This window comes from Arthrobacter crystallopoietes (assembly GCF_002849715.1).
In the GTDB taxonomy this organism is placed as follows: Bacteria; Actinomycetota; Actinomycetes; order Actinomycetales; family Micrococcaceae; genus Crystallibacter; species Crystallibacter crystallopoietes.
Window position 1 is genome coordinate 3,316,790 of the sequence record NZ_CP018863.1, and the last position, 23,474, is coordinate 3,340,263.

25 protein-coding genes are annotated in these 23,474 nt (G+C 65.4%); 11 read left to right on the forward strand and 14 right to left on the reverse strand.

All coding sequences use genetic code 11. The features are described from left to right. Nucleotides 1-21 precede the first annotated feature (21 nt). Together AC20117_RS15470 and AC20117_RS15475 are read left to right on the forward strand one after the other, a co-directional pair. Nucleotides 22-1,044, forward strand: a complete 1,023-nt coding sequence (locus AC20117_RS15470) for a LacI family DNA-binding transcriptional regulator (protein ID WP_074698858.1) — start codon at nucleotides 22-24, stop codon at nucleotides 1,042-1,044. Nucleotides 1,045-1,357: 313 nt separating this feature from the next. Beyond that, complete coding sequence (locus AC20117_RS15475; RefSeq protein WP_074698856.1) at nucleotides 1,358-1,762, forward strand: tautomerase family protein; 405 nt, start codon at nucleotides 1,358-1,360, stop codon at nucleotides 1,760-1,762. 2 nt (nucleotides 1,763-1,764) lie between these two features. Here the strand turns inward: AC20117_RS15475 and AC20117_RS15480 are convergent, their stop codons facing one another. The 6 genes from AC20117_RS15480 to AC20117_RS15500 all read right to left on the reverse strand — a co-directional run bounded on the left by AC20117_RS15480 (nucleotide 1,765) and on the right by AC20117_RS15500 (nucleotide 5,794). Beyond that, nucleotides 1,765-2,535: an SDR family oxidoreductase gene (locus AC20117_RS15480; RefSeq protein WP_074702805.1), complete on the reverse strand. Its 771-nt coding sequence runs from the start codon at nucleotides 2,533-2,535 to the stop codon at nucleotides 1,765-1,767. Between the two features lie 17 nt (nucleotides 2,536-2,552). Beyond that, on the reverse strand, nucleotides 2,553-3,038 hold the full coding sequence (locus tag AC20117_RS23945) for a Gfo/Idh/MocA family protein (RefSeq protein ID WP_236777331.1): 486 nt from the start codon (nucleotides 3,036-3,038) through the stop codon (nucleotides 2,553-2,555). After that, nucleotides 3,029-3,340 (reverse strand): Gfo/Idh/MocA family oxidoreductase, encoded by a 312-nt coding sequence (locus AC20117_RS23950; protein WP_236777629.1) that lies wholly within the window; start codon nucleotides 3,338-3,340, stop codon nucleotides 3,029-3,031. Before AC20117_RS23950 ends, AC20117_RS23945 begins: the two co-directional genes overlap by 10 nt. Then, nucleotides 3,303-3,965, reverse strand: coding sequence for a phytanoyl-CoA dioxygenase family protein (locus tag AC20117_RS15490; protein WP_236777332.1), 663 nt, complete (start codon nucleotides 3,963-3,965; stop codon nucleotides 3,303-3,305). Before AC20117_RS15490 ends, AC20117_RS23950 begins: the two co-directional genes overlap by 38 nt. A 124-nt stretch (nucleotides 3,966-4,089) precedes the next feature. After that, nucleotides 4,090-4,992, reverse strand: coding sequence for a 5-deoxy-glucuronate isomerase (gene iolB / locus AC20117_RS15495; protein WP_074698850.1), 903 nt, complete (start codon nucleotides 4,990-4,992; stop codon nucleotides 4,090-4,092). A 61-nt stretch (nucleotides 4,993-5,053) separates the two neighbouring features. Next, entirely contained in the window at nucleotides 5,054-5,794 is a 741-nt protein-coding gene (locus AC20117_RS15500; protein WP_074698847.1) for a GntR family transcriptional regulator, read from the reverse strand. A 303-nt stretch (nucleotides 5,795-6,097) separates the two neighbouring features. Here AC20117_RS15500 and AC20117_RS15505 point away from each other — a divergent pair, with 303 nt between their 5' ends. The 6 genes from AC20117_RS15505 to AC20117_RS15530 all read left to right on the forward strand — a co-directional run bounded on the left by AC20117_RS15505 (nucleotide 6,098) and on the right by AC20117_RS15530 (nucleotide 12,371). Then, nucleotides 6,098-7,093 carry a substrate-binding domain-containing protein gene (locus AC20117_RS15505; RefSeq protein ID WP_074698844.1) on the forward strand — a complete coding sequence of 332 codons (996 nt, stop codon included), beginning with the start codon at nucleotides 6,098-6,100 and terminating at the stop codon, nucleotides 7,091-7,093. Nucleotides 7,094-7,159: 66 nt separating this feature from the next. Continuing rightward, entirely contained in the window at nucleotides 7,160-8,200 is a 1,041-nt protein-coding gene (locus AC20117_RS15510; RefSeq protein ID WP_074698841.1) for an ABC transporter permease, read from the forward strand. A 41-nt stretch (nucleotides 8,201-8,241) separates the two neighbouring features. Further along, the gene (locus AC20117_RS15515) at nucleotides 8,242-9,156 is read left to right on the forward strand and encodes an ATP-binding cassette domain-containing protein (protein WP_418202221.1); all 915 of its coding nucleotides are present in this window, start codon (nucleotides 8,242-8,244) and stop codon (nucleotides 9,154-9,156) included. 51 nt (nucleotides 9,157-9,207) lie between these two features. Further along, on the forward strand, nucleotides 9,208-10,212 hold the full coding sequence (locus AC20117_RS15520) for a Gfo/Idh/MocA family protein (RefSeq protein ID WP_074698839.1): 1,005 nt from the start codon (nucleotides 9,208-9,210) through the stop codon (nucleotides 10,210-10,212). Then, nucleotides 10,209-11,291 carry a Gfo/Idh/MocA family protein gene (locus tag AC20117_RS15525; RefSeq protein ID WP_074698837.1) on the forward strand — a complete coding sequence of 361 codons (1,083 nt, stop codon included), beginning with the start codon at nucleotides 10,209-10,211 and terminating at the stop codon, nucleotides 11,289-11,291. The genes AC20117_RS15520 and AC20117_RS15525 overlap by 4 nt, the downstream gene beginning before the upstream one ends. Before the next feature lie 57 nt (nucleotides 11,292-11,348). Next, nucleotides 11,349-12,371 (forward strand): Gfo/Idh/MocA family oxidoreductase, encoded by a 1,023-nt coding sequence (locus tag AC20117_RS15530; RefSeq protein ID WP_074698834.1) that lies wholly within the window; start codon nucleotides 11,349-11,351, stop codon nucleotides 12,369-12,371. 82 nt (nucleotides 12,372-12,453) lie between these two features. On the opposite strand, the gene AC20117_RS15535 is transcribed toward AC20117_RS15530, so the two are convergent. Together AC20117_RS15535 and AC20117_RS15540 are read right to left on the reverse strand one after the other, a co-directional pair. After that, on the reverse strand, nucleotides 12,454-13,299 hold the full coding sequence (locus AC20117_RS15535) for a TIM barrel protein (RefSeq protein WP_074698831.1): 846 nt from the start codon (nucleotides 13,297-13,299) through the stop codon (nucleotides 12,454-12,456). Continuing rightward, complete coding sequence (locus tag AC20117_RS15540; protein ID WP_074698828.1) at nucleotides 13,296-14,411, reverse strand: Gfo/Idh/MocA family oxidoreductase; 1,116 nt, start codon at nucleotides 14,409-14,411, stop codon at nucleotides 13,296-13,298. Before AC20117_RS15540 ends, AC20117_RS15535 begins: the two co-directional genes overlap by 4 nt. Nucleotides 14,412-14,616: 205 nt before the next feature. On the opposite strand from AC20117_RS15540, the gene AC20117_RS15545 reads away from it, so the two are divergent. Next, nucleotides 14,617-15,639: a LacI family DNA-binding transcriptional regulator gene (locus AC20117_RS15545; protein WP_236777333.1), complete on the forward strand. Its 1,023-nt coding sequence runs from the start codon at nucleotides 14,617-14,619 to the stop codon at nucleotides 15,637-15,639. On the opposite strand, the gene AC20117_RS15550 is transcribed toward AC20117_RS15545, so the two are convergent. The 3 genes from AC20117_RS15550 to AC20117_RS15560 form a co-directional block, all read right to left on the reverse strand. Further along, the gene (locus AC20117_RS15550) at nucleotides 15,636-16,844 is read right to left on the reverse strand and encodes an MFS transporter (RefSeq protein WP_083339495.1); all 1,209 of its coding nucleotides are present in this window, start codon (nucleotides 16,842-16,844) and stop codon (nucleotides 15,636-15,638) included. The two genes, AC20117_RS15545 and AC20117_RS15550, sit on opposite strands and share 4 nt — an antisense overlap. An 86-nt stretch (nucleotides 16,845-16,930) precedes the next feature. Further along, nucleotides 16,931-17,575 (reverse strand): DUF998 domain-containing protein, encoded by a 645-nt coding sequence (locus AC20117_RS15555; protein WP_074698821.1) that lies wholly within the window; start codon nucleotides 17,573-17,575, stop codon nucleotides 16,931-16,933. A gap of 15 nt (nucleotides 17,576-17,590) precedes the next feature. Next, nucleotides 17,591-18,055, reverse strand: coding sequence for a GNAT family N-acetyltransferase (locus AC20117_RS15560; RefSeq protein WP_074698819.1), 465 nt, complete (start codon nucleotides 18,053-18,055; stop codon nucleotides 17,591-17,593). Between the two features lie 119 nt (nucleotides 18,056-18,174). Between AC20117_RS15560 and ppk2 the strand changes: the two genes are divergently transcribed. Then, nucleotides 18,175-19,110, forward strand: coding sequence for a polyphosphate kinase 2 (gene ppk2, locus AC20117_RS15565; RefSeq protein WP_074698817.1), 936 nt, complete (start codon nucleotides 18,175-18,177; stop codon nucleotides 19,108-19,110). A 48-nt stretch (nucleotides 19,111-19,158) separates the two neighbouring features. After that, the gene (locus AC20117_RS15570) at nucleotides 19,159-20,478 is read left to right on the forward strand and encodes an alanine racemase (protein ID WP_083339494.1); all 1,320 of its coding nucleotides are present in this window, start codon (nucleotides 19,159-19,161) and stop codon (nucleotides 20,476-20,478) included. Here AC20117_RS15570 and AC20117_RS15575 read toward each other — a convergent pair. The 3 genes from AC20117_RS15575 to AC20117_RS15585 all read right to left on the reverse strand — a co-directional run bounded on the left by AC20117_RS15575 (nucleotide 20,450) and on the right by AC20117_RS15585 (nucleotide 23,437). Then, complete coding sequence (locus AC20117_RS15575; RefSeq protein WP_074698811.1) at nucleotides 20,450-20,971, reverse strand: hypothetical protein; 522 nt, start codon at nucleotides 20,969-20,971, stop codon at nucleotides 20,450-20,452. The genes AC20117_RS15570 and AC20117_RS15575 overlap by 29 nt on opposite strands. A 61-nt stretch (nucleotides 20,972-21,032) precedes the next feature. Further along, the gene (locus AC20117_RS15580) at nucleotides 21,033-22,631 is read right to left on the reverse strand and encodes a RecQ family ATP-dependent DNA helicase (RefSeq protein WP_236777586.1); all 1,599 of its coding nucleotides are present in this window, start codon (nucleotides 22,629-22,631) and stop codon (nucleotides 21,033-21,035) included. Between the two features lie 353 nt (nucleotides 22,632-22,984). Beyond that, nucleotides 22,985-23,437 (reverse strand): Lrp/AsnC family transcriptional regulator, encoded by a 453-nt coding sequence (locus AC20117_RS15585; protein ID WP_074698806.1) that lies wholly within the window; start codon nucleotides 23,435-23,437, stop codon nucleotides 22,985-22,987. Nucleotides 23,438-23,474 lie beyond the last annotated feature (37 nt).

The window sequence follows — 23,474 nt, forward strand, 5'->3', positions numbered from 1 at the left end:
CCGTCATTGCCGGGGAGTGAAGTGAAACAGCAGGGAGCGACTAAGCGGCCCACCATTGAGGATGTTGCACGGGAAGCGGGCGTTTCGCGTGCACTCGTTTCGCTGGTGCTGCAAGGATCGCCCAAGGTTAGTGCGACAAAAAGACACGTCGTGGCCGAAGCCATGGCCGCACTCGATTACAGGCCGAGCAACGCAGCACGCTCCCTTGCCAGCGGCCGGACCCGCGTCGTCGGAGTTTTACTCGATGACCTGGCCAACCCCTGGTATGTGGAATTGCTCGACGGACTGCAGTCCATATTCGGTGAGAAGAACCTGCGCATGGTCCTCGGTGACCCCCAGTACCTCGCCCGTGCAGGGGAAAGCCCGGTGGCCGCCTTCATGGAGATGCGTGTCGACGGACTTGTCATCGCGGGAGACATTCGCCCCGACGACGATCTTGCTCGCGCAACCATGAGCACACCGGCAGTCGTTGCCGGGACGCGGGCCTTCGAGCTCCCGGCAACAGACCTCGTGACCAACGACGACATCGCCGGTGCCCGTTTGGCGGTCGAGCATCTGATTGGTCTGGGGCACCGGGACATCGCCTACCTCGCCGCCCCCACAGGTTCCGCTGCGGTCCGCGCCACCTCATACTTGGACACGATGGCCCGCCATGGCCTCCAGGAGTACGCCCGCGTGGTTCAAACGGACATGACCGAGGTGTCCGGTTTCGCGGCAATGAACCGGCTCATCGACAGCGGCCGTCCACCGACTGCGGTCTTCGCGGCCAACGACATACTTGCCATCGGCGCCCTCTCCGCCGCCGACGAACGGTCCCTCAGCGTTCCCTCAAAACTTTCGCTGATCGGGTACGACAACACCTACCTTGCCAATATCCGGCACCTGTCGCTGAGCAGCGTAGACCCGGTCAGCCGTGAAGTGGGCAGTCGCGCAGCGCAACTGCTTGTTGAACGGATGGCGGACTCCAACTTGCCGCAACGCACCGAAATGCTGACCCCCCGCCTGGTCCTCCGCAGCAGCACCGCGTCCTTCACGCTTCCTTAAGTCGTGGACTTTCATCCCGTTGCATTTGAGCAGTCCATATTCCTCAACCGCAAAACAGTAAGGCGGCCAGCTTCACGTCTGCCAACGGCTGTTGTCTAACCATCACAAGCTACCTAGCTCAGCCTGCCCTGGGTTGGAGGGGCAAATGCCCGCCACGCGGACGAGGGTGCGTCCTGTATTGGGGTTGCGTGTTTCCCGTAACGCGAGCCTGCACGTGCGGAAGGGTGCTGCGCTGGGGGAGATGGCGACCCCTTTACCTATGAAGTTGATATTGTTAGTATGTCAGGACAAACTACCCTAGAAGGAGGCGCACGTGCCGCTGATCCGCATTGATGTCATCGAAGGCCGTTCCGAGCAGGAGCTGGAAGCCGTCAGCCAGGCCATCCACACCGCGGTCGTCGCGGAATACGGGATCCCCGAACGGGACTACTTCCATATCCTGACGGTGCACCCTCGGGGCCAGATTGTCGCCCAGGACGCAGGTCTCGGGTTCGAACGGTCCCGTGGCATCGTCATGATCCAAATCTTCACCCAGGAAGGCCGCAGCGCCGTGGCCAAGACCAGTCTCTTCGAGGCAATCCATAACTCGCTGGCCGAAGTGGGAGTAGCCAGCGAGGACGTCTTCATCGGCTACATGGAAAACGGGCCGGGGGACTGGTCCTTCGGCTTCGGCCGGGCCCAGTATATTACCGGCGAACTGGCCGTCCCGAAGCGCTGAACTCAGTCGTACGCGCCGGGGACGGTCTGGTCCCAATCGATCGCCGAGCCTGTGACCACGCCGGACCGCCCGGAGAGCAGGAACACCACGAAGTCCGCAAGCTCGTCCACTTGCCCGAGCTTGCCCATCGGCTGCGACATCCCGGCCTTCTCCAGCCAGTCGTCGCCGGCATTGTGGAAGCGGCGCTGAATGGCATCCTCACCCTCGGTTTCGGTCCAGCCGATATTGAGGCCGTTGATCCGGATCCGGTCCCAGCGGTGCGCGTGCGCGGCGTTCCTGGTGAGCCCGGCCAGGCCGGCCTTGGTCGCCACGTACGGCGCGAGGTAGGGCTGACCGCCATGTGAGCTCATTGTGATGACGTTGGCGATGCTGCCGGATGCCCCGCGTTCGAGCAGATGGGCAATGACCTGCTGCATCAAGAAGAACGGCGCCTTCAGATTCACCGCCACATGGGCATCGAACAGCTCCTCGGTGGTGTCGAGCATGGTTCCCCGCGTAGTCAGCCCCGCGGCGTTTACCAGCGCATCGACCCTCCCAAAACGCTCGACGGCGGTCTCCACTACCGTGCCTACCTGCGCCAGATCGGCCAAGTCGGCCTTGATGAACACGGCCTTCGTTCCGGCTGCTTCGAGCCGTTTCACCGTCTCCAGTCCCTTGTCCGCGTTGCGACCGACGACGGCGACCGCTTCGGCCTGCTGATCGGCTGCGGCCAGGGCAATGCCGGCCCCGAGCCCCTGCGTCCCGCCGCTGACCAGCAGGACCTTGTCCCTCATCAAGCCACCAAATCCCACTACTGCTCTCCTCTCGATCGTTGCCGCCGGGAGTTCGTGATGGCCACCTGCTCGCCGCCCGCGCCGGCCAGGACAACGACGGTGGAGTCATAGTCCCCGGCGTCGCGGATGTAGTCGCTGAAAAGATTCGAGCCGTGTGCGGTCACCTGGACGATGTTCGGGAGGAAGAACCGGGCCATATCGAAATCACGGATCGTAATGTCGCGGAAGATGGCGCCCGAAGTGCGGATGTACGGCTCGGGTGCCGGCGCCGGATCCCGGCTGGTGATGGCCAGTTGCTTAAGTCGCCCGATCTCGCCCGAGCCCACGCGCCGCCGGACGGCCGCGAAGGACGGGTCGAACCTGCGGTTGAAGCCAATCATGATCGGCTGCGCCGCGCCGGCCACCGCCCGCTGGCAGGCGCGGGCGCGTTCCAGATCCAGGTCCGCGGGCTTCTCGCACAACACCGCCAGACCTCGCTCGACGGCGGCCATGATCAGGTCCACGTGGGTGGGTGTCGGCGAGCAGATGATGATGCCATCCAGCCATCCAGCCTTCCATCGTCCAGAACCTGCTCGGCAGACTCCACGGCGGTCGCCCCGTACAGGGCCTCCAGCCGCCGGGCGTTCTCGATGAGCGGATCCGCCACCCACGCGAAGTCGACCCCTGGATGTGCTGCTAGGCTGGCGGCGTGGACCGCGCTGATCCGGCCGGACCCGATCAGGCCCAGCCGGAGCGGGCGGCCGGAGCCGCTGGCGTCCGCTGCCACGTCAGCCCACCTGCGTTCGGCGGCGCTGCTGCTGGGCATTCAGCTCCGACTCGAACGCCGCCTGGTCCATGCCGCTCGCCAGCGCGCGCAGCGCCAGCTGGGCTTGGCTCTCGGGGGCGATGCCGCCGATCGGCCGGTCCCGGTCGAGGTTCGTGGGGAAGGCATAGCCTTGGGCTGAAGCCGCCACGACGTTGCGCATAGAGCGCTCCGGCGCGCCGGCCACCCGCTGTTCCTGCAGTACCGGATAGAGCGCTTTGCTCATGGCGGTGCGGTTCACGGTTTCCATGACTCGGCCGAACGCGGACGAGACCTGCAACAGGTTGGCCGTGCTGCGGATGTCCGCGGTGCGGTTGTGCCCGGCCCCGTGGAATAGAGCGGGGTTGAAGAACGCGGCGTCGCCCTTCTCCAGCGGGAGCTGGACATAGTTCTGCTCGAAATACTCAGTGAACTCCGGCCGGTGGAATGCCACGTAGCCGGCCGGGTACTTGTGCGAATGGGGCAGGTAGAGCGTGGGCGCGGATTCCACCGGCATGTCGCAGTGGGCCACCGCGCCCTGCAACGTGAGCGCCGGGGAGAGCAGGTGGATGTGCGCCGGATACGTCTGTGCCTCCTCCAGCCCCATGAAACCCAGATGGTAGTCGCGGTGCGCCGGCCAAGGCGTCAAAGACCGACGTCGTTACCCCGCACAACATCCCGGCCGGACTGTAGGCAGCCCGGCCGGGAAACGGGGTTTTCCTAGTCAGCTGAGGGAGAACCAGGGGCGCGGAGCCGTGCTGTGCCTCGGGTGGTCAGGCGGTAAAGGGCAGCCGCGGGTCCATCTCCTGGCCGTCCCAGGTCTGGCGGACCCAGCCATGGTGCGGGTCGTCGCTGATCAACCACTCCCGCACGCGGCCGGGACCGGCCATCACGTTCAGGTAGTACAGGTCGTAGCCGGGAGCAGCCATCGCTGGTCCATGCCAGCCGTAGGGGACTAAAACAACGTCGCCGGTGCGGACCTCGGCGTTGACATCGATGGGGCGCTCGTCTGAGGCATAGACGCGGGCATAGCCGATGGGGTCCACTCCTGCGGGGGCCGGCGCGCCCTGGGCCAGCCGGGTTTCGAAGTAGTAGATCTCCTCAAGGCTGGTCTCGCCGTCCTTCTCCTCGTCATGTTTGTGCGGAGGATAGGAGGACCAGTTGCCGGCCGGGGTGATGACCTCGCAGACAATGAACCGGTCCGCCTCCAGGGCTGCGGGTGTGCCGAAGTTGTGCACCTGGCGGGAGCAGATCCCGGAGCCACGCAATTCCACGGGAGTGTCTTCGGCCTTGATCAGGCGGACGGGATAGCTGGCCTTGGCGGGCGCCAGTGCCACGGCTATGCGTCCGCCCTGAGGCGATGAAATGGCGACGGCGGTTTCGATCCCCGTGTAGAGCACGTCCGAGGGGCCAGTGAAGACGGAGCCGCGGCCACGGAGCTGGTAGTCCGTGCCGTCCACCGTCACGGTGAAAGCACCTTGCAGCGGAATGACGATCCGTTCCTCGGCCTCGGCCGCGAGCTTTACGGCCTCGCCGGCCGCGAGCTCGGCGATCTTGATGCCGGTATGCGCCCAGCCGTCCACCGGAGTGGGGCTGTCGGACGCACCGAGCGAGACTTGCCAGGCGCCGTCGCCGGCGGTTCCGAGGGGGTAGACCCATTGCGTTGACTCGGGCATAGCTGGAGGCCTTTCAATTCAGGATCGGGATCGGGATGAGGGAGAGACAGAAGCCCGGCGATCAGCGCTGGACCAAGGTCATTTCAAAGCTGTAGGAATCGGCTCGGTAGACATGGTGGCCGGTCTCGACGTTGCGCCCGGTGTCGTCCACAGCGGTGCGCTCCATCGTGACCAGCGCCGAGCCTGCCTCGGTTTCGAGCAGGCCGGCCTGACGTGGATCAGCGACCATCGCGCCGATGCGCTGGCTGGCCAGGCGGAAGTTCACGCCGGCGTCGCGCAGGATCTGGTAGAGGCCCAGCTGTCGAAGGCCTTCCTCGGTGATGTCCGTGATGTCATCCCGGACCCAGTTCTCCATCAGCGCCAGCGGTTTGCCGCCAACGCTCCGCAGCCGGGTGAAGTGGTAGACGCCTACGCCCGAGGGCAGATCGAGAGCCTGGGCAATGGCAGCATCTGCCTTGCCATGACGGAACTCGAGGACCTCGGTGGTGGGCTTCTGTCCGGTGCGCTGAAGGTCGTCGAATAGGCTGGACAGCTCCAGGTGCCGACGGACCTGATTCGAAACCACCTGCGTGCCGACGCCGCGCTTGCGGACCAGGAGGCCGGAACGGACCAGCTCGTCCATGGCCTTGCGCATGGTGGGCCGCGAAAGCTTCAGCTTACTGGCCAGCTCGATCTCGTTGTCCAGGCGGGAGCCGGACTCCAGCACGCCGCTGTGGATGGCCGCCTCAATGCCCTGTACTACCTGATGGTAGAGCGGCACCGGGGAGGACCGGTCTATCGGGATATTGAGGTCTGCGCTCATTGCTCCTCCTCCGCCTGCTTTCTGGTCTATTGACTGTCTGGTCGAAATGTTAGGACAAATCGCCTTGCGGTGATGGTATCAGCGATTTCGAACCACCGGAGGGCCATCCTTTACTGCCTCGGCGTTCGTCTTCGTAACGGTTTCTTCGCAATGTGAATATGTCCTTACATACTATTGACTTCTGTGATCCCTGTCACCCATGCTTGGTGTCAAGGCACTGACCGAGCATTCGCTGACGGATGCCGGGAGGCAGTACCACCGGTCTTCGGGGAAGGCCGGTTCACGAAAACAAAGGAGATTCTCGTGTCACACAAGCTTTCGCTGCGGAAACTGGCGGCTGCGGCGGTCCTGGTTCCCGCACTCACCCTCACGGCCTGTTCCGCTGGAGGTCGCGCCCCCGAATCAGGCGGGGAAGGCGGCGGCGGTGCCGTTGCCGAGACCGAGCGCATGAACATTGCCCTCATTACGCACGCTGCCCCGGGCGACACATTCTGGGACATCGTCCGCAAGGGCGCGGAGGAAGCTGCCGCCAAGGACAACGTCGAACTGCAGTACCTCTCCGATCCCGAAGGCGGCCGCCAGGCCCAGCTGATCGAGCAGGCAGTGGATCAGGGTGTCGACGGCATCGCCGTTACCCTGGCGAAGCCGGACGCGCTCGCCTCGGCACTGAAGCAGGCCACCGATGCCGGCATCCCTGTGGTCAGCATCAACGCCGGCGAGGACCGCTTCGCCGATCTCGGCGCGTTCACCCACTTCGGCTCGAACGAGAAGCTCGCCGGCGAGGCCGTTGGAGAACGGCTCGCTGCGGACGGCTACGAGCATCCGATCTGCGTGATCCAGGAACAGGGCCACGTGGGCCTGGAGAACCGCTGCGCCGGCGTCAAGGCCAAGGTTCCCGATACGGAGATCCTCTACGTCCAGGGCACCGACATGACCCAGGTGCAGTCCACCGTTACCGCGAAGCTGCAGGCAACGGACGCCGCCGACGTCGTTATTGGCCTTGGTGCGCCGTTCACGCTGACCATCCTGCAGTCCATCGAAACTGCCGGCAGCGAGGCCAAGGCTGCGTCCTTCGACATGAATGCCGAGCTGGCCCAGAAGATCGTGGACGGCGACGTCATCTTCACCGTCGACCAGCAGCCCTGGCTGCAGGGTTACGGCGCCATCGACGCGCTGTGGCAGAACCAGCGCGGCGGCTTCGAGATCGGCGGCGGCCAGCCGGTCCTGACCGGCCCGACCATCGTGGACCAGGAGAGCGCCGCCGAGGTTCTCGAATTCGCCGAGCAGGGCGTCCGCTAACCCCACCGTTGACCGCTGTGGCGGAGCCCGCAAACGGTTCCGCCACAGCATCCAAGGAGAAATGACATGACTCTCACAGCAACAGCTCCCGCGGCAGATGAACGGGTAGCCAAGAAAAGTACGCTCAGCAAGCTGTTGGGCCGCCCGGAGATCGGCGCCCTGGTCGGTGCCGTCGCCCTCTTTATCTTCTTCGCCGCGGTGGCGCCCGTGTTCCTGCAGCCAGGCTCGATCGCGACCGTTCTTTACGGCGCCTCGACCATCGGCATCATGGCCGTGGGTGTGTCCCTGCTGATGATCGGCGGCGAGTTCGACCTCTCCACCGGTGTCGCCGTGATCAGTTCGGCGCTGACGGCGTCGCTGTTCAGCTGGTACTTCTCCATGAATATCTGGGTTGGCGTGGTGCTGGCGCTGGCTCTCTCGCTGGGCGTCGGTTTCATCAACGGCTGGATCCTGATCAAGACCAAGCTGCCCTCCTTCATCGTCACCCTGGCGACGTTCCTGATGCTGACCGGCCTGAACCTCGGACTGACCCGCGCCATCGGCGGCAGCGTTTCCACCCCCTCCATCGCCAACATGGACGGTTTCGAATCGGCCCGTGCCATCTTCGCCTCCTCGGTGAACATCGCAGGCGTGGACGTGAAGATCACCGTCTTCATCTGGATTGCCATGGTCGCGGTGGCGTCGTGGATACTGCTGCGCACCAAGATCGGCAACTGGATCTTCGCCTCGGGCGGCGACGCCGATGCGGCGCGCGCGGTGGGCGTCCCGGTGGTGCGCACCAAGATCGGACTGTTCATGGGCGTGGGCTTCTGCGCCTGGGTGCTCGGCATGCACAACCTTTTCGCCTTCTCCACCGTGCAGTCGGGTGAAGGCATCGGCAACGAATTCCTCTACATCATCGCTGCCGTCATCGGCGGCTGCCTCCTCACCGGCGGCTATGGCTCGGCGATCGGCGGCGCGATCGGCGCATTCATCTTCGGCATGGCCAACAAGGGCATTGTTTACGCCGAGTGGAACCCGGACTGGTTCAAGTTCTTCCTGGGGCTGATGCTGCTCCTGGCCACCATCGTCAACCTCGTGGTGAAGCGCCGGGCCGAGCAGAAGTAAGCGAACCGGGCCAGGCAAGACCTAAGCAGGAGCTAAAGGAAATGACCATCATGAAAAACAGGGACATCACGCAGGACGAGCTGCTTCGCGGCGAGAAGGACCCGCTGACCAGCACACCGGTCCACCTGCTGGAGCTGGACAAGGTCGGCAAGCACTATGGCAACATCATCGCCCTGAGCGACGTGACCATGGCCGTGGACGCAGGCCGCGTCACCTGCGTCCTCGGCGACAACGGCGCCGGAAAGTCCACGCTGATCAAGATCATCGCGGGCCTGCACAAGCACGATGCGGGAACCTTCTCGATCTTCGGCGAGCCGCGCCACCTCAATTCACCCCGCGAGGCGCTGGATGCCGGCATCGCGGCCGTGTACCAGGACCTCGCCGTCGTCTCGCTGATGCCGATCTGGCGCAACTTCTTCCTCGGGTCCGAGCTGACCACCGGTGTCGGCCCGTTCAAGCGGCTGGACGTCGAGACGATGAAGCAGATCACCAAGAAGGAACTGCAAGAGATGGGCATCGACCTACGCGACGTGGAGCAGCCCATCGGCCAGCTCTCCGGCGGTGAGCGCCAGTGTGTGGCGATCGCCCGCGCCGTCCACTTCGGGGCCAAGGTCTTGATCCTGGACGAGCCGACCGCTGCGCTGGGCGTGAAGCAATCCGGCGTCGTGCTTCGTTACATCCTGCAGGCCCGCGACCGCGGCCTCGGCGTCATCTTCATCACCCACAACCCGCACCACGCCTTCCCCGTGGGCGACCGGTTCCTGCTGCTCAAGCGCGGTAAGTCCATCGGCTACTACAACAAGAAGGACATCACGCTCGAGGAGCTGACGGCGCAGATGGCCGGCGGCGCCGAACTGGCCGAGCTGGCGCACGAACTGGAGTCGCTCGGCGGCCACAGCGACGTCGTCGCGGAAGTCGAGGCCGAGGTCGCGAGCACCGAACCGCGCCGCAGCTAAACCGGGCGGCAGCTAGACCGCAGGCAACAGGAACCGACAGGAAAGAGGAGCATGACAATCCGCACGGGAGTGATTGGCGCCGGCGTCATGGGCGCCGACCATGCACAGAACCTGGCCCGCAACATCGGCGGTGCTTCACTGTCCGTCATCGCGGACATCGACGCCGAAAGGGCACAGGCGTCGGCGTCGGCCCTCGGAGCCCGCGCGGTGTCGGATCCGCTGGAGCTGATCAAAGCGAACGACGTCGATGCCGTGGTCATCGCCTCCCACGATTCCACTCATGCGGAGCTGGTCCAGGCCTGCCTGGACGCCGGTAAACCGGTGCTCTGCGAGAAGCCGCTGGCCCCGACGGCGGCGGAAGCGCGCGAAGTCGTGGAGGCCGAGCGAAGGGTCCGCGATGATCAGGGCCGGTCCCTGGTCAGTGTGGGCTTCATGCGCCGCTTCGACCCGGGGCACCTGGAGGTCCGTGAGGCTATCGAGGAGGGGCGCCTGGGCCGAACGCTGCTACTGCACGGCATCAGCCGCAACGTCTCCGCCGCGCCGGGTGCGACGAGCGAGTCCGCCGTCACCAACTCGGCGATCCACGAACTGGACTCCTTCCCCTGGCTGCTGGATAGCCCGATCACGGAGGTGGCCTGGGTGCCCGGCATCCTCTCCACCTCGGAGGCGGCGTCTGGGCTGCAGGATCCGGCGTTCATGATGATGCGCCTGGGCTCCGGTGTGTTGGCCACCCTGGAACTGTTCCTCAACGCCGGGCACGGCTACTCGACGCAGTGCGAGGTGGTCGGCGAGCACGGCACCGGCCGCTTCCTGGAGCCGGCCTCCGTGGCCTACAACGCGGACCTGAAGAGTTACACGCAGTACCCGCAGGACTGGCGGCCGCGTTTCGCCGAGGCCTACCGGCGCCAGTTGCAGGCTTGGATCCACTCGCTGCAGGAGGGGACAGGTTCACCGCTGGCCAGCGCCGAGGACGGCCTCCGCGCCACTCTGGCCGCTGAGGCCATGGTGGCGTCCATGCACAACGGAGGCGCCTTCACCCCGGTGGAACAGGTATGAGCGCGACACTAAATGCGCGCTTTCCTGACGCGCTTCCCGGCAGCCGCGTGCCGGACTCCCGGGACGCGCCCCCGCTACGGTGGGGCATCGCCGGACCCGGCTGGATCGCGGAGCGCTTCGCCGCCTCCTTGCAGCAACACACCCGCCAGATTGTGGCCGCCGTCGGCTCACGGTCTCAGGAGCGCTCCAGAGATTTCGCAGGACGGTTCAGCATCCCTGCGGCCTACGGCAGTTACGAGGAGCTGGCGGCGGCACCGGACGTGGACATCGTCTACGTGGCCACGCCGCACAACCACCACCACGCCGTCGCTCGCCTGGCGCTCGAGGCCGGCAAACACGTCCTGATCGAGAAGCCGATCGGCATCAACGCGCGGCAGGCCGAGGACATTGCCGCCTTGGCCGAGGCGCGGGGCCTGCTGGCCGCCGAAGCGCTCTGGACGTTCTTCCTGCCCAAGTACGACGTCGTGCGGCAGCTTCTCGACGCCGGTGCCCTGGGGCAGTTGGTCACCGTGCTGGCCGAATACGGCGAGCATTTCGAACCCGGCCACCGCATATTCGACCCGAAGCTGGCCGGCGGACCGCTGCTGGACCTGGGCACGTACCCGCTGGCGTTCATCTCCTCGGTACTCGGCCTGCCCGAGACCGTGCACGCCGTCGGAACCCCGCACCCGGCCGGCGTCAACGGGCAGATCTCTGCCGTTATGGATTTCGCCGGCGGGGTGCACGCGGTGATCAGTACCAACCTCTATGGGTTCACGCCGACCACAGCTACTATCGTGGGCACCGAAGCTACGCTCACCCTGGACGGCCCCTTCAATGCGCCCGGCGGCTTCACGGTCCGCACCGCGGACGGCCGGGAATTGCGCTACGAGGAACCGCCTGGTGATCACGTGGCGGGGCTACACTTCCAGGCCGCGGCGGTGGCCCGCGCGATCGCAGCCGGTGGGCTGGAGGTGGCGGAGCGTCCCTTGGCCGAATCCATCAAGACGATGCGGCTGGCCGACGAACTGCGTGGCCAGCTGGGCATCAGCTTTCCCGACGGGCAGCACGCCGCAGCCACAGCAAGCCACAGCGACTAGCCAGCCTCACACAACCGCACCATACTGAGCAGCCGCACTCACCTAGCAAAGGAAACTATGAAGAACGTCACCCTCGGCCTCGCCGGCGCCGGCCGCATCGGCACCATGCACGCCAAAAACATTGCTGCCCTCAATGCAGACCTGGCCGAGCAGGGCATTCAGATCCGGCTGCAGATTACCGACGTTGCCGCGGACCACGCGCGCACCGTCGCCGAGTCGGTCGGTGCGAAGTTTGTCCCGAGCGTCCGGGAGATGCTCGACGGCGGGATCGACGGCCTGGTCATCGCCACCGGAACCGCAACCCACCCGGAGCTCATCCGTGCCGGCGTGGACGCGGGCGTGCCCGTCTTCTGTGAAAAGCCCGTGGCCGGGAACGTCGCAGACTCGCTGCCCGTGCTGGATTACATCCGCGAACACAACGGCGTCGTGCAGATCGGCCACCAGCGCCGCTTCGACGCCGGCTACCTGGAGGCTAAGCGCCGGCTCGACGCGGGGAAGCTGGGCTGGATCCACTCCCTGCGGGCCGTCACCGGCGACATGTTCCCGCCGTCGGTCGAGTTCCTTGCCACCTCCGGCGGGCTGTTCCGCGACTGCTCGGTGCATGACTTCGACATCCTGCGCTGGCTGACCGGCCGCGAAATCGTGGAGGTCTACGCCCGCGGCTCAAACAACGGCGATCCCGCCATCGGCGCCGTGGGCGACGTGGACACTGCGCTCGCCGTCGTTACTTTCGACGACGGGACCGTCGGCACCGTCTCGGCGACCCGCTACAACGGGGCCGGCCACGACGTGCGGCTCGAAATCCAGGGATCCAAGTCATCCGTCATGGTGGGGCTGGACGAGAAGACTGCGGTCCGGTCAACCGAGGCCGAAGTCGAGTTCCCGCAGGGGGAAACCCACAAGACTTTCGCTGAGCGGTTCGACGCTGCCTACCGGGCCGAGATGCTGGCGTTTCTCGAACTGATCCAGGGCCAGCGGGAAAACCCTTGCACGCCCGAGGACGCCGTCGCTGCCTCCAAGGTAGCCGACGCCGCCCAGCTGTCCTTGGAGACCGGCATCCCGGTCAAAGTGGAGCTCTGACTCTCTCCCAGCCACGAGGCCCGGACAAGGCATCGGGGCCAGGACCCCCGATCGGTGATCCGGGGTCCTGGTTGCGCTGCTGCTAACCGGTGGAGATTCCAGCACCGAACGGAACCGAGTGCCGTAGCGTGAACGCTTCACGGAAGCGTGCCAGCGCTAGCTCGCTGTCGGATTCGGCCCACGCCTCCATCCCGACTGTTCCCTCATAGCCGATTGCGTCCAGCGCTCGGGCAATGGCCGGGTAATTGATCTCACCGGTGCCCGGTTCGCAGCGTCCAGGCACATCCGCCACTTGGATCTCGCCGATATGCGGGAGGGCGCGGCCGAGCAGGTCGATCAAGTTCCCTTCCCCGATCTGCGCGTGATAGAGATCGAGCATCATCTTCACATTCGGGTGGGACACGGCCTCGACCATTGCCAGCGTGTCCTTGGCTCTGGCGAGCGGGATGCCGGGATGATCAGCGATGGTATTGAGGTTCTCGAGCGTGAACGTAACCCCGTGCTCTGCCCCAAGCTCGCCCAGCTTTTCAAGCGTCCGTAGTCCCGCGAGCCACATCTGTCCGGTAGCGCGGTACGCCGGACGGGCAGCCTGCCCGTCTATTAGCTCGGCAGGGTGGATAACCATGCGGCTCACTCCCAATTGCAGCGCCGAGGGTATGAGCTCGGCGGCGGTGCGGAGGACATCGTGCGAGGTATCTGAATCGATGACGCTGCCGGCGGAGTAGCCGGTCATCGAGGAGAACGTGGCACCTGTAGCAACGAGTTGTTCGATGTCGTGCTTGCGGGTGTCCCAAAGCTCGACGTCGAAGCCTGCGGCTGAGATCCGGCGGATGCGTTCCTCCATGGGAAGATCCAGGAAAACCATTTCTGCGCAGACAGCCAAGCGGATGCCGGCTGTGTCCTGGTTCGGTGTGACCTTCGCGTTCATCGGGCGTCCGCCGGAAGTGCGCCGGCCGGAACGGTCGCGGGAAGGACGTTGGTTAACTCGACGGCGGCACCGGTCTCGACGGACTTGATGCAGGCCAAGGCGAGGGCGAGGGCCGCGCGGGCATCGGCGCCGCCGGGTGCGGCAAGCTCAGGAGCGGGCGTGCCGTCGCGGCGGCTTCGGATGACCTTCGCGAAGTGGGCGATTTCCGCGGTGTAGGCATCATGGAACAGCTCCACGTTCAGCCGCGGAGTTTCGCCGCCGAATCCCTCCGCTGTGTAGCGAGTGGCTGACGTTTCCTGCAGCGAACCGGCCTGGACCATTCCGGCGGAGCCGAATACTTCGCCGCGTACGTCGTAGCCGTACAGTGCACTGAAGTTCGCTTCGGCGACGGCGATGGCTCCGTTGCTGTAGCGGATAGTGACGACGGCGGTGTCCAGATAGCCCGCATCCTTGAGGGAGGGTTCCACTAGTGCATCGGCCACCACATGGACCTGCTCCGGGACAGCGCCCTGGTTGAACCAGTTCAGGGTGTCGAAGTCGTGAATCAGTGTCTCGAGGAAGATAGTCCATTGCGGGGTTCGGTCCGCGTTGGGGATGGCGTCCGTCGTGTTCGGATCGCGGGTAAGCGAGCGCAGCAGGCGCGGCTCGCCCACTGTTCCGACGTCGATGGTGCGCTTGGCCGCGGCGAAGTCTGCAGCGAAACGACGGTTGAAGCCAATTTGGAGTTCGATGCCGGCCGCGTCGACGGCGGCCAGCGCCTCGTCCAACTCTTCGAGGGTTCGGGCGGCCGGCTTCTCGCAGAACACATGCTTGCCGGCCACAGCGGCTGCTGCGATCAGGGACGAGTGGAAGCGCGCCGGTGCTGCGATAATGACGCCGTCGATGTCCGGATCGGCAAACAGGTCAGTCGGATCGGCAGTAACCTTCGCGACGCCGAGTCGATCTGCCAGTTCGGTTGCCGGTCCAAGGGCAGGATCGGCGATCGCCTCAAGGCGGGTTCCGCCGATCCGGGTGGCTACGCTTTCGGCATGGAAAGCGCCCATCCAGCCGGAACCGATCAGCGCCAGCCGGACCGGGGAAGCCGATCCGGTGCTGCGCTCAATGTAGGCCATGAATGCTCCTTTTAACGACGGGGTCCTGCGCCGGTTGGCTTGGACTAGAACGATCTAGTGAACGGGACGAATCAACTCTGGCATACGTGGACAGCGCTGTCTAGATCGTTCTAGTATTCATTTTGGGGCTTGTAAGAATCGAAGCGGCTGCGAGAATCTCCTCGAAGAACTGGCTCCCGTAATGTGGGGCAGAGAGCAAAGGAGCATGATGCGAAGACAGCCTGAGCGCGCGCCGACGCGCAGGACAACGCTTGCGGACGTCGCTGCGGCGGCTGGTGTATCGCGGGCGTTGGCTTCGATCGTAATGCGTGGCGCCGAAGGTGCCGGCGAGGTCACCCGCCGCCGCGTGCTCGAGGTTGCCCGCGAACTGGGCTACCGTCCGGATTCCCGGGCGCGCCTGCTGCGCAGCAGCCGGACGAGGCTTCTTGGCGTCACGTTCACGCTCTCCGAGCCATTCCACGGCGAGGTGGTCGAATCCATTTATGCTGCAGCGGAGGCTGCCGGTTTCGACGTTGTGCTCAGCGCCGTGGGCACACACCGGCCGGAATCCCGCGCGGTGGAGTCGCTGCTGGACGCGGGCGTTGAGGCCGCACTGATGATCTCGCCGTCCTCCGCCCCGCACGAGCTAGCGGGCTATGCGCGTCAGGTTCCGGTGGTCAGCCTCCTCAGCCCCACGTCGGCTGAAGGCGTTGACGTAGTCCGCAGCGATGACGGCGCCGGCGTCCGTGCAGCCGTGGAACATCTGGTGTCGCTGGGGCATCGGAATATTGTGCACATCGACGGTGCCGGAGCAGTGGCCGCGGACGAACGCACCGCGGCCTACCGGACCGCCATGCAGGAGTACGGGCTCGCGGCCGACATTCGGGTGCTCCATGGCGGAGCCCACGAAGAAGACGGGCTGCGCGCGGCTGGCAAACTGGTGGCCGGTTCGATCCCGGACGCCGTAGTGGCCTTCAATGACCGGTGCGCCCTGGGCGTGCTCGAGGCGGTCCGACGGGCGGGCCTGAACGTTCCCGAGGACCTCTCTGTGGCTGGATACGACGACAGTCAGCTTTCCCGCCTCAGTCACGTGCAGCTGACCAGCGTCAGCCAGGACGCGCCGCGGCTGGCTGCAGCTGCTGTTGCGTGCGCGGCGGCGCGGCTAGCCTCCGAGGAGCCCACCGGCCTGGTCCACCAGCCACAACTGGTGGTCCGGAATACGACAGGCCCCGCTCCCGCACGCGTCTAGCGTGCGCTATCTGCGGGCATCGCCGTCGTCGTTGTTCGCCTCGTAAGTTCACGCGACACTGGCACGGCCAAGAGGATAGCCACGGCGCACATCCCTGCCAGGAGGAAGAAACCGGCGTCGAACGAGCCAAGCAGGTCCTTGGCTGACCCGAGCAGGTACAGCGAGAACAGGGCGCCGATGTTCGCCCAGAAGTTAGAGAAGCCACTGATCGTTCCCGCAAATTCGCGTCCTAGCGCGCGGACAGGAATGTCGAAAAGCGGACCGAAGTAGATCTGAACCAGGAATTGGTTGACGGCCACCAGGACCAGCAGGGCGGCGGGGGACTGGGCCTGCACGATCAGCAGCAACGTTCCGCCGATCAGCACTAGCGCTGTGGAGATGACGGCCACGGGACGATTGAAGCGGTCCGCGATGTAGCCGCCGAGGAAGTTCGCCGGGGCAGAAAGCAGAGCGCCCGCAGCGAGGACAAGACCCGCGGCTTGCAGCGACATGTCCTTGTCCGCGACCAGATAAGTGGGCAGCCACATCGCTGTTCCGCCGGTGACTGCCAAGCGGACAAATTGGATGCCTGCGCAGAGCCAGAGAATGCGCTCGCGCATGAGGGTCACCAGCTCGTGGATCCGGACAGGCCGGGTGTCCTGCCCGGTTCCAGGTGCCTCCGGCGTCTTCCAGAACAGGACCAGGAACAGCAGGCCCATTGCGGCGAAGATGAGAAAGAGATTGCGCCAGCCAAGCGGACCCACCAAGACCGGCCCGAGGGTGTTGAGGAAGATGTTGGAGGTGAAGCCCAGCGCCACAAACAGTCCCATCGCGGTGGCGCGGCGCTCGGGCGGGAACTGGCGCGACATTAGCACCATGCCTGGCGCGAACATCAGTGACCGGAATATCCCCGATACTGCCTGGTCCAAAAGTAGCCAGCCAAATGTCGGCAGCAAGGCAAAACCTAGGGCTGTCAGATTGACTCCGAGGGTGCCGATCAGGAATACCCGTTTGGCACCGAAGCGGTCCGCGAGATATCCCGCGGGAATCTGCATCGCCGCATAAGTGGCCGTGGTCGCAATGGCGAACAGCCCGGACTCGGTAAACGTCAGTCCAAGCTCCGTCCGGATCAGTGGAAGGAACAGCGCGATGCCTGCATATGCCAAGGACTGAGAGCTCTGGCACAGCACGATCAAGGCGGCGATAAAACCGCGTGAACTCCTCATCGGACCAGTCTTGCAGGTCGGCCGCGTGGTGAAACATCTTGCAGGTAATGCACAGTCGCAGATTGCATCGCAATCCATCCAATCGCTCAGGGGGCGGACCGGCGGATAGCGGCGGCGACGGCGAAAGCCCAGCCAAGGATGCCGACCAAACAGATCCGCTCCGCCAAGCCGAGCAGTTCCGGAGCAAAGCCGATGGTCATGCCAAGGGACGCGAGCCCGGCGCCGGCCAGCAGGGTGAAGGCCAGTGCAGCAGGATACGCATTGCGCAGTTTCGGACTGGTCCGGATCCACAGTGTCAGCAGGACGAAGGCCGCCAACGCGGCGAGGAAACCGAGACTCGCAACGTAAAGGTGGATGGTGCCTTCGGCAGTGGAAACCCGCAGGCCGGATGCGCCGGCAGCATGGACATCGGCCGAAAAGAACGCCAGAACACCCGAGCACACGCCTCCGACTGCCAGGAGCCAGGAGCCGGTACGCCGCAGTCCCGTCGCCGGCCCCGTCCCGCCGATGGCTGCAATCACGCAGAAAGTCATGGCGGCGCGGCCGAGGAAATTGAGGTTCATGATCCAGCCGAACGGGCCCACCGCGAGGTTGCTTTCGGCGTCGCTAATTGGGTTGTAGTGCGGCGGCAGCAGGTGAAGGACAACGTCCACCACGGCGTAGAGCACGGCGCCGGCCATGGCAGCCGCCGCGTATCGGCGTCGGCCCGCGGTGAGCGGCTGCGTTGTCATAGGCCCAGCATTCCACTAAAGCGGGAGCACCATCCTGTAGTTGGTCATCGCTACGCCGAGTGTGACGGGGTGCTGCTCCGCGACCACGGCGAAACCATGCTGCTCGAAGAACGGCCGGGCCGTGATGCTCGCATTGGTATACAGCTCGGATGCGCCGGCTCCTACTGCGATGCCGTGGAGATGCGTCAGGAGGGCGCCGGCGACACCGCGTCGACCGAACCTGGGGGCGACAAACATCATGTCGATGTAGCCATCGTCTCCGACGTCGGAGAAGCCGGCAACCTCGCCCCCGATGGTGGCCACGTAGGTATTGCGCGACTTCCTGGCCAAGTTCCATTGGGCGACATCCCGTTCAACTGGCCGCGCCCATGCCGCGATCTGCTCCGCTGAGTAGTGCGCTGAAGCGGTCTCCGTCACCGCCGCCAGGAACAGGCTCAGCGTCGCTGCGGCATCGGTTTCGGCGTAGGGGCGGATCTCCATCCCCTGATTCCATCACGCCCCGCGGCCGCCGGTCGTCGCCGCAGGCGGAGCGAGTTCACCAACCGTTCACCCGGCGTTGTTAGAGTGCCGTGAATTCGCGAGCCGGAAGGGGTGGTTGGATGACTCAGGACGGCAAACATTGGTCGATTGAGAATCAAGGCTGGGTCAGGGAGAACCTGCGTGAGGCCATCGACCAGCTGGTGAAGCTGGGTTACTCGGTCAGGGGCGGGCAGGGTGAGGACCCGGAGCTGATTGATCCTGGTGGTTCGGCCGTGGAGACGTGGCGGGATGACTACCCGTACGACGAACGGATGTCCCGGGAGGAATACGAGCTGGAGAAATACCGGTTGCAGGTGGAACTGCTGAAGTTCCAGTACTGGAGCCAGGACCATGACCGTAAGCACGTGATCGTTTTCGAAGGCCGCGACGCGGCGGGCAAGGGCGGGACGATCAAGCGCTTCGCCGAGCATCTGAATCCTCGGGCCGCCCGGACGGTGGCGCTGGGAAAACCCTCGGACCGTGAACAGGGCCAGTGGTATTTCCAGCGCTACATCCACCACCTGCCCACGGCCGGCGAGATCGTGCTGTTCGACCGCTCCTGGTACAACCGGGCCAACGTGGAGCGTGTGATGGAGTTCTGCAGTGCTGAGGAGTACGAGACCTTCATGGACCAGGCGCCGGTCTTCGAACGGATGCTGGTGGACTCCGGAATCCACCTCACCAAGTTCTGGTTCTCGGTGACGCGGCACGAACAACGTACCCGTTTCGCGATCCGCCAGATCGACCCGGTGCGCCGCTGGAAGCTCTCGCCGATGGACCTTGCCTCCCTGGACCGGTGGGAGGACTACACCCAGGCGAAGGAAGACACGTTCCTGCGCACCGATACGGACCACGCCCCGTGGATCACCATCAAGTCCAATGACAAGAAGCGGGCGCGGGTTAACGCGATGCGCTTTTTCCTCAACCAGTTCGACTACGAGGACAAGGACAGCTCCGTGGTTTACGAGCCGGATCCGCTGATTGTGCGCCGCGGCCGCGAGGCAGTAGGCGACTGACCCGCAAACGTGAGCCCCGCCGTCGTCGGCCCACTACGCTGGAGACAAATGCCAACGACGACGACGAAAGGCGGGGCGACGTTGAACCCACAGCAGCAGGTACAGCAGACCCGGATGATCAGCGCGGACGACAAGGGACTGCCAGGCGACGCGGCCGGCCGGAGCGTTGAGGAGTACGTCGCGGCCGGTCCGGACCTGGCGGATTTCTGGACTCCCTTGCTGGTGCTGGACGAGGAAGCCCTGGCACACAATGTCGCGTTCATGGCCGGCTGGCTGAGCGAGCGGGACCTGGAACTGATGCCGCACGGCAAGACCACCATGGCGCCGCAGCTCTGGCAGCAGCAGCTCGATGCGGGCGCCACGGGCATCACCGTGGCCAATCCCAGCCAGCTGCGGGTGGGGCGGGCGCGTTCCTTCAGCTCGCTCCTGCTGGCGAACCAGCTCACGGACCCGAACGCGATCCGCTGGGTCGCCGGGGAGCTTCAGGATCCCGAGTGCTCCATCTGGTCCTGGCTGGATAATCCCGCTGCCATCGCCGTTGCCGAAGAAGCCCTGGGCGGGGTCACGCTGGCCCGGCCGCTGTCCGTCCTGGTGGAGCTCGGCGCGCCGGGAGGACGGACCGGCTGCCGCAGCGTGGACGAGGCGGTTGCGCTCGCCGAAGCGGTGCATGCCTCACCGGTCCTGCGGCTGGCCGGGGTGGCCGGCTACGAGGGAGCGCTCGGGCATGACCGGGACAAGGCGACGCTGGACTTCCTCCACCGCTACGTTTCGGATCTGTTGGAGCTGCACCGTCGGATCGGGCACTTGTACGACGACGCCGACGTGCTGGTGACCTGCGGCGGCAGCAACTATCCCGACGTCGTGAGTGAGCTGTTCGAGCAGGCGCGGAAGTCCGACACGGCGCGGTATGTCCTGCGGTCCGGCGCCTACATCACCCATGACCACGGGATCTACCATGCGCTCTCGCCCTTCGATCCGGACCGCGCGTCCACCGGCGACGAGACCCTGGAGCCGGCGGCGCGCGCCGTCTGCCGGGTGCTGTCCCAGCCGGAGCCGGGGCTGGCGCTGCTCGATGGCGGCAAGCGGGACTTCCCCTATGACGAGGGTTTCCCGATCCCGCTGACCGCCGTGTCCCGGACAACGGGGCAGGCTTCCGATCTTCGCGGGGCGACCGTGAGCGGGATGAATGACCAGCATTCCTTCCTGCGGACGGCCGACGGCGCCGAGCCCGCCGTGGGGGATCTGGTGGTGCTGGGGCTGTCGCACCCGTGCACCATGTTCGACAAATGGCGGCTCATCCCCGCGGTGGAGAGCTTCACACCCGGGGCCAGTGCCAAAGTCACCCGCCTGATCGAGACGTTCTTCTAGGCTCCGAGGGATCTGGCCAGCTGGACGACCGGCGCCGCAGAGCCGCCCGACACGAGCCATTCGATGGGCGCCACCGGCGCACCGTCGAGAACCAGCTCCGGTTTGGGAAACGGAAGAACCCGGCGATGGTCTGCGGGTGCAGGTCTTCGGCCATCGCCGCCAGAACCAACCCAAGATGTGGCAGGAGCTGGCCGCGATCGAACTGCCAGTCAGGGAACAGCAGCCTGCCGTGGGCGGTATAGGCGTAGATTTTCCTCTCTGCTTTGTAGCGGCGGAGCGTAGAGGGAGCAAGCTTGAGCATGGCGCCCACCTCCGCGGCCGTGTGGGACGAGGCGGCCAGCAGTCTTTCGGAGGCGGCACGGGCGGCCGATGCCCGGGCGACTTTATCGGAGCCGCCGTCCACGCCGGAATGCTGCCTCCAGAATTCCAGCTCGGAGGCCGGCAGACGCACGGTACCCGTCGCGCGACCCTGCTCTCCATCTCTGGCGGCCATACGGTCCTCCTTGGTGAATCCACAGTTTAGGCCGCTGCCCCAACTGTCGGAGGTCGCGGGACTAAGCCGCGCCGCCGCCGTCGTACGTCAGCAGTCCTTCATCTTCCTCGATGGCTTTCAATGCCAGGTCCCGGTAGCCCACCGAGTCGAAGAGCACGGTGATGCGGTCCGGCTGTGTTCCCATGACAATGCCGTGGCCCCACTCGCGGTGCATGACGGGCCGCTGGATCTCGTAGCCCTCCGGCATGGCCGCCTCGTGCGCCTCCGCCTCGGCCTTGGAGCCCTCTTCGCAGTTGTCGCAGTTGCCGCAGTAGCCGTCCGTCTCCTCGCCGAAGTAATTCAGCAGCCAGTCCCGCCGGCAGGTGTCCGTCTCGGCGTAGCCGCGCGCCATTTCGATGCGCGACTTGTCGATCAGCCGGCGCGATTCGGATTCGGCCAGCGCCTTCTCCACCGCTTCCTCGGTGCTGACGGAGCTGACGGCACGATAGCCCCTGCGGTTCACCGCGATGCTGCCGCTGTGCTCGAGAAGGTTCAGCACCCGGGTCTGCTTCCGCGGCGTCAGGCCGGTGTGCTCGCGCAGCCCGGCGGCGCGGATGGGGGAGTGGTCGCGGACGGCCTCGAACACCGCGGCGAGGTCCTCTTCGGCCGGGGTGCCGCCGACAAAGAACTGCTGCATCCCCAGGTCCTCCGAGCGGTAGTGCAGCACGGCGCGGGCAGGCTCGCCGTCCCTCCCTGCCCGGCCGATCTCCTGGTAGTAGCTATCCAGCGAGTCGGTGATGTCCGCGTGCACCACAAACCGCACGTCCGGCTTGTCGATCCCCATGCCGAATGCGGTAGTGGCCACCACGACATCCACCTCGTTCGCGTGGAAGCGCTCGTGGATAGCCTTCCGCTCCGAGGCCTTGCGCCCGGCGTGGTACGCGTCCGTCCGCAGCCCGCGCTCGGCGAGCTCCGCGGCGTAGAACTCGGTGTCCTTGCGCGTGGCGGCGTAGAGCAGCCCCGGCCCCCGGAGCTCCGCTAGCTGGTCCAGCACGGCGTCCTGTTTGCCGCGTTCCTCATGGTGGCGCTGCACTCTCAGGTTCAGGTTGGGCCTGTCAAAACTGTGCACAAAGGTGTGCGGATCGCGCATGCCCAGCCGGTCCACAATCTCGTTGCGCGTCTGCGGCGAGGCGGTCGCGGTCAGCGCGATCACCGGCGGATGGCCCAGCCGCTTCACCACCGCGGTCAGGGTGAGGTAATCCGGGCGGAAGTCGTGGCCCCACGACGAGATGCAGTGCGCCTCGTCCACCACAAACAGGCTGATGTCCTGCTTGGCCAGCCGCGCCATGGTCTCCTCGCGCGCCAGCTGCTCCGGCGCCAGGAAAATGAACTTCGCCTCCCCGTTCTCCAGCGCCTCCCACGCGGCCCGTTCGGCCGTGGCACGCACCTGCGAGTTGATCGCGAAGGCCCGCTCCGCCTGCAGGTCCGCGTTGATGGCCTCCACCTGGTCGCGCTGGAGTGCCAAAAGCGGCGAAACAACGACGGCGGTGCCCGGCATTGCCATGCCCGGCACCTGATACACGGCAGACTTTCCGTGCCCGGTGGGCATGACGGCGAGAACGTCCCTGCCGCCCACGGCTGCCTCCATGGCTTCGAGCTGGCCCTCGCGGAGGGTCTCCATGCCGAAGGAGTGCTCGGCGATGTCCCGCAGCTGCTTCGCCGTCGGCTGTTCTGAAGTTTGTTGATCTACGTTTGCCACTTCTCGATCTTCTCCCGTGATCGACCGGGATGGGGGAATCGGCCCGGATTGGTGCGGGCAGTAAAGATTACGGGATGTCGTAACAAACGATTCACCAAAACGGCACATCAGTTGGCAGAATGGCCAAGGCAAAGCTGGCCGCGATACTACCCCCTAAGACGCTGGCCGCTCCGGACCGGATGCTTTCCCCCATTCATCCGTCCGGAACGCCCCGAAGGCCCCCGCTCCGAGACTGGCGGGGGTCTTCGCTTTTTAACCGCCTGGTCTGGCGCGAATCAAAGTGGGAGTGGCCTGTTCTCGACGACGCTCTTCATCACCAGGGTGGAACTCAATTTCTCCACACCAGGAAGCGTGGAAATGCGGTCGTCGTAAAGCTTCTGGAAGGCCCGGAGGTCCTTCGCGACCACCTGCAGTAGATAGTCCGGGTCACCGAAAAGCCGCTGTGCCGTCAGAACGTTAGGGATGTCAGCTACGGCCGGTTCAAAGGCGTCCAAGGTGGCCCGGCTGGCATCGCGCATGGTGACGAAAATCAGTGCGTCAAAACCCAGTCCGAGAGCTTCTGCGTCTAGATACGCACGGTAGCCGCCTATCGCGCCGGATCGCTCCAGGGCACGGAGGCGGCGGTGGCAGGGCGACATGCTCAGGCCTACCCGCCCAGCCAATTCCGTCAGGGAAAGCCGGCCATCCGCTTGGAGCTCCGCAAGGATCTTCCTATCAATACCATCCATATGGAAGATTCTTCCTCAAAGCGGGCCTGCGGGGGAA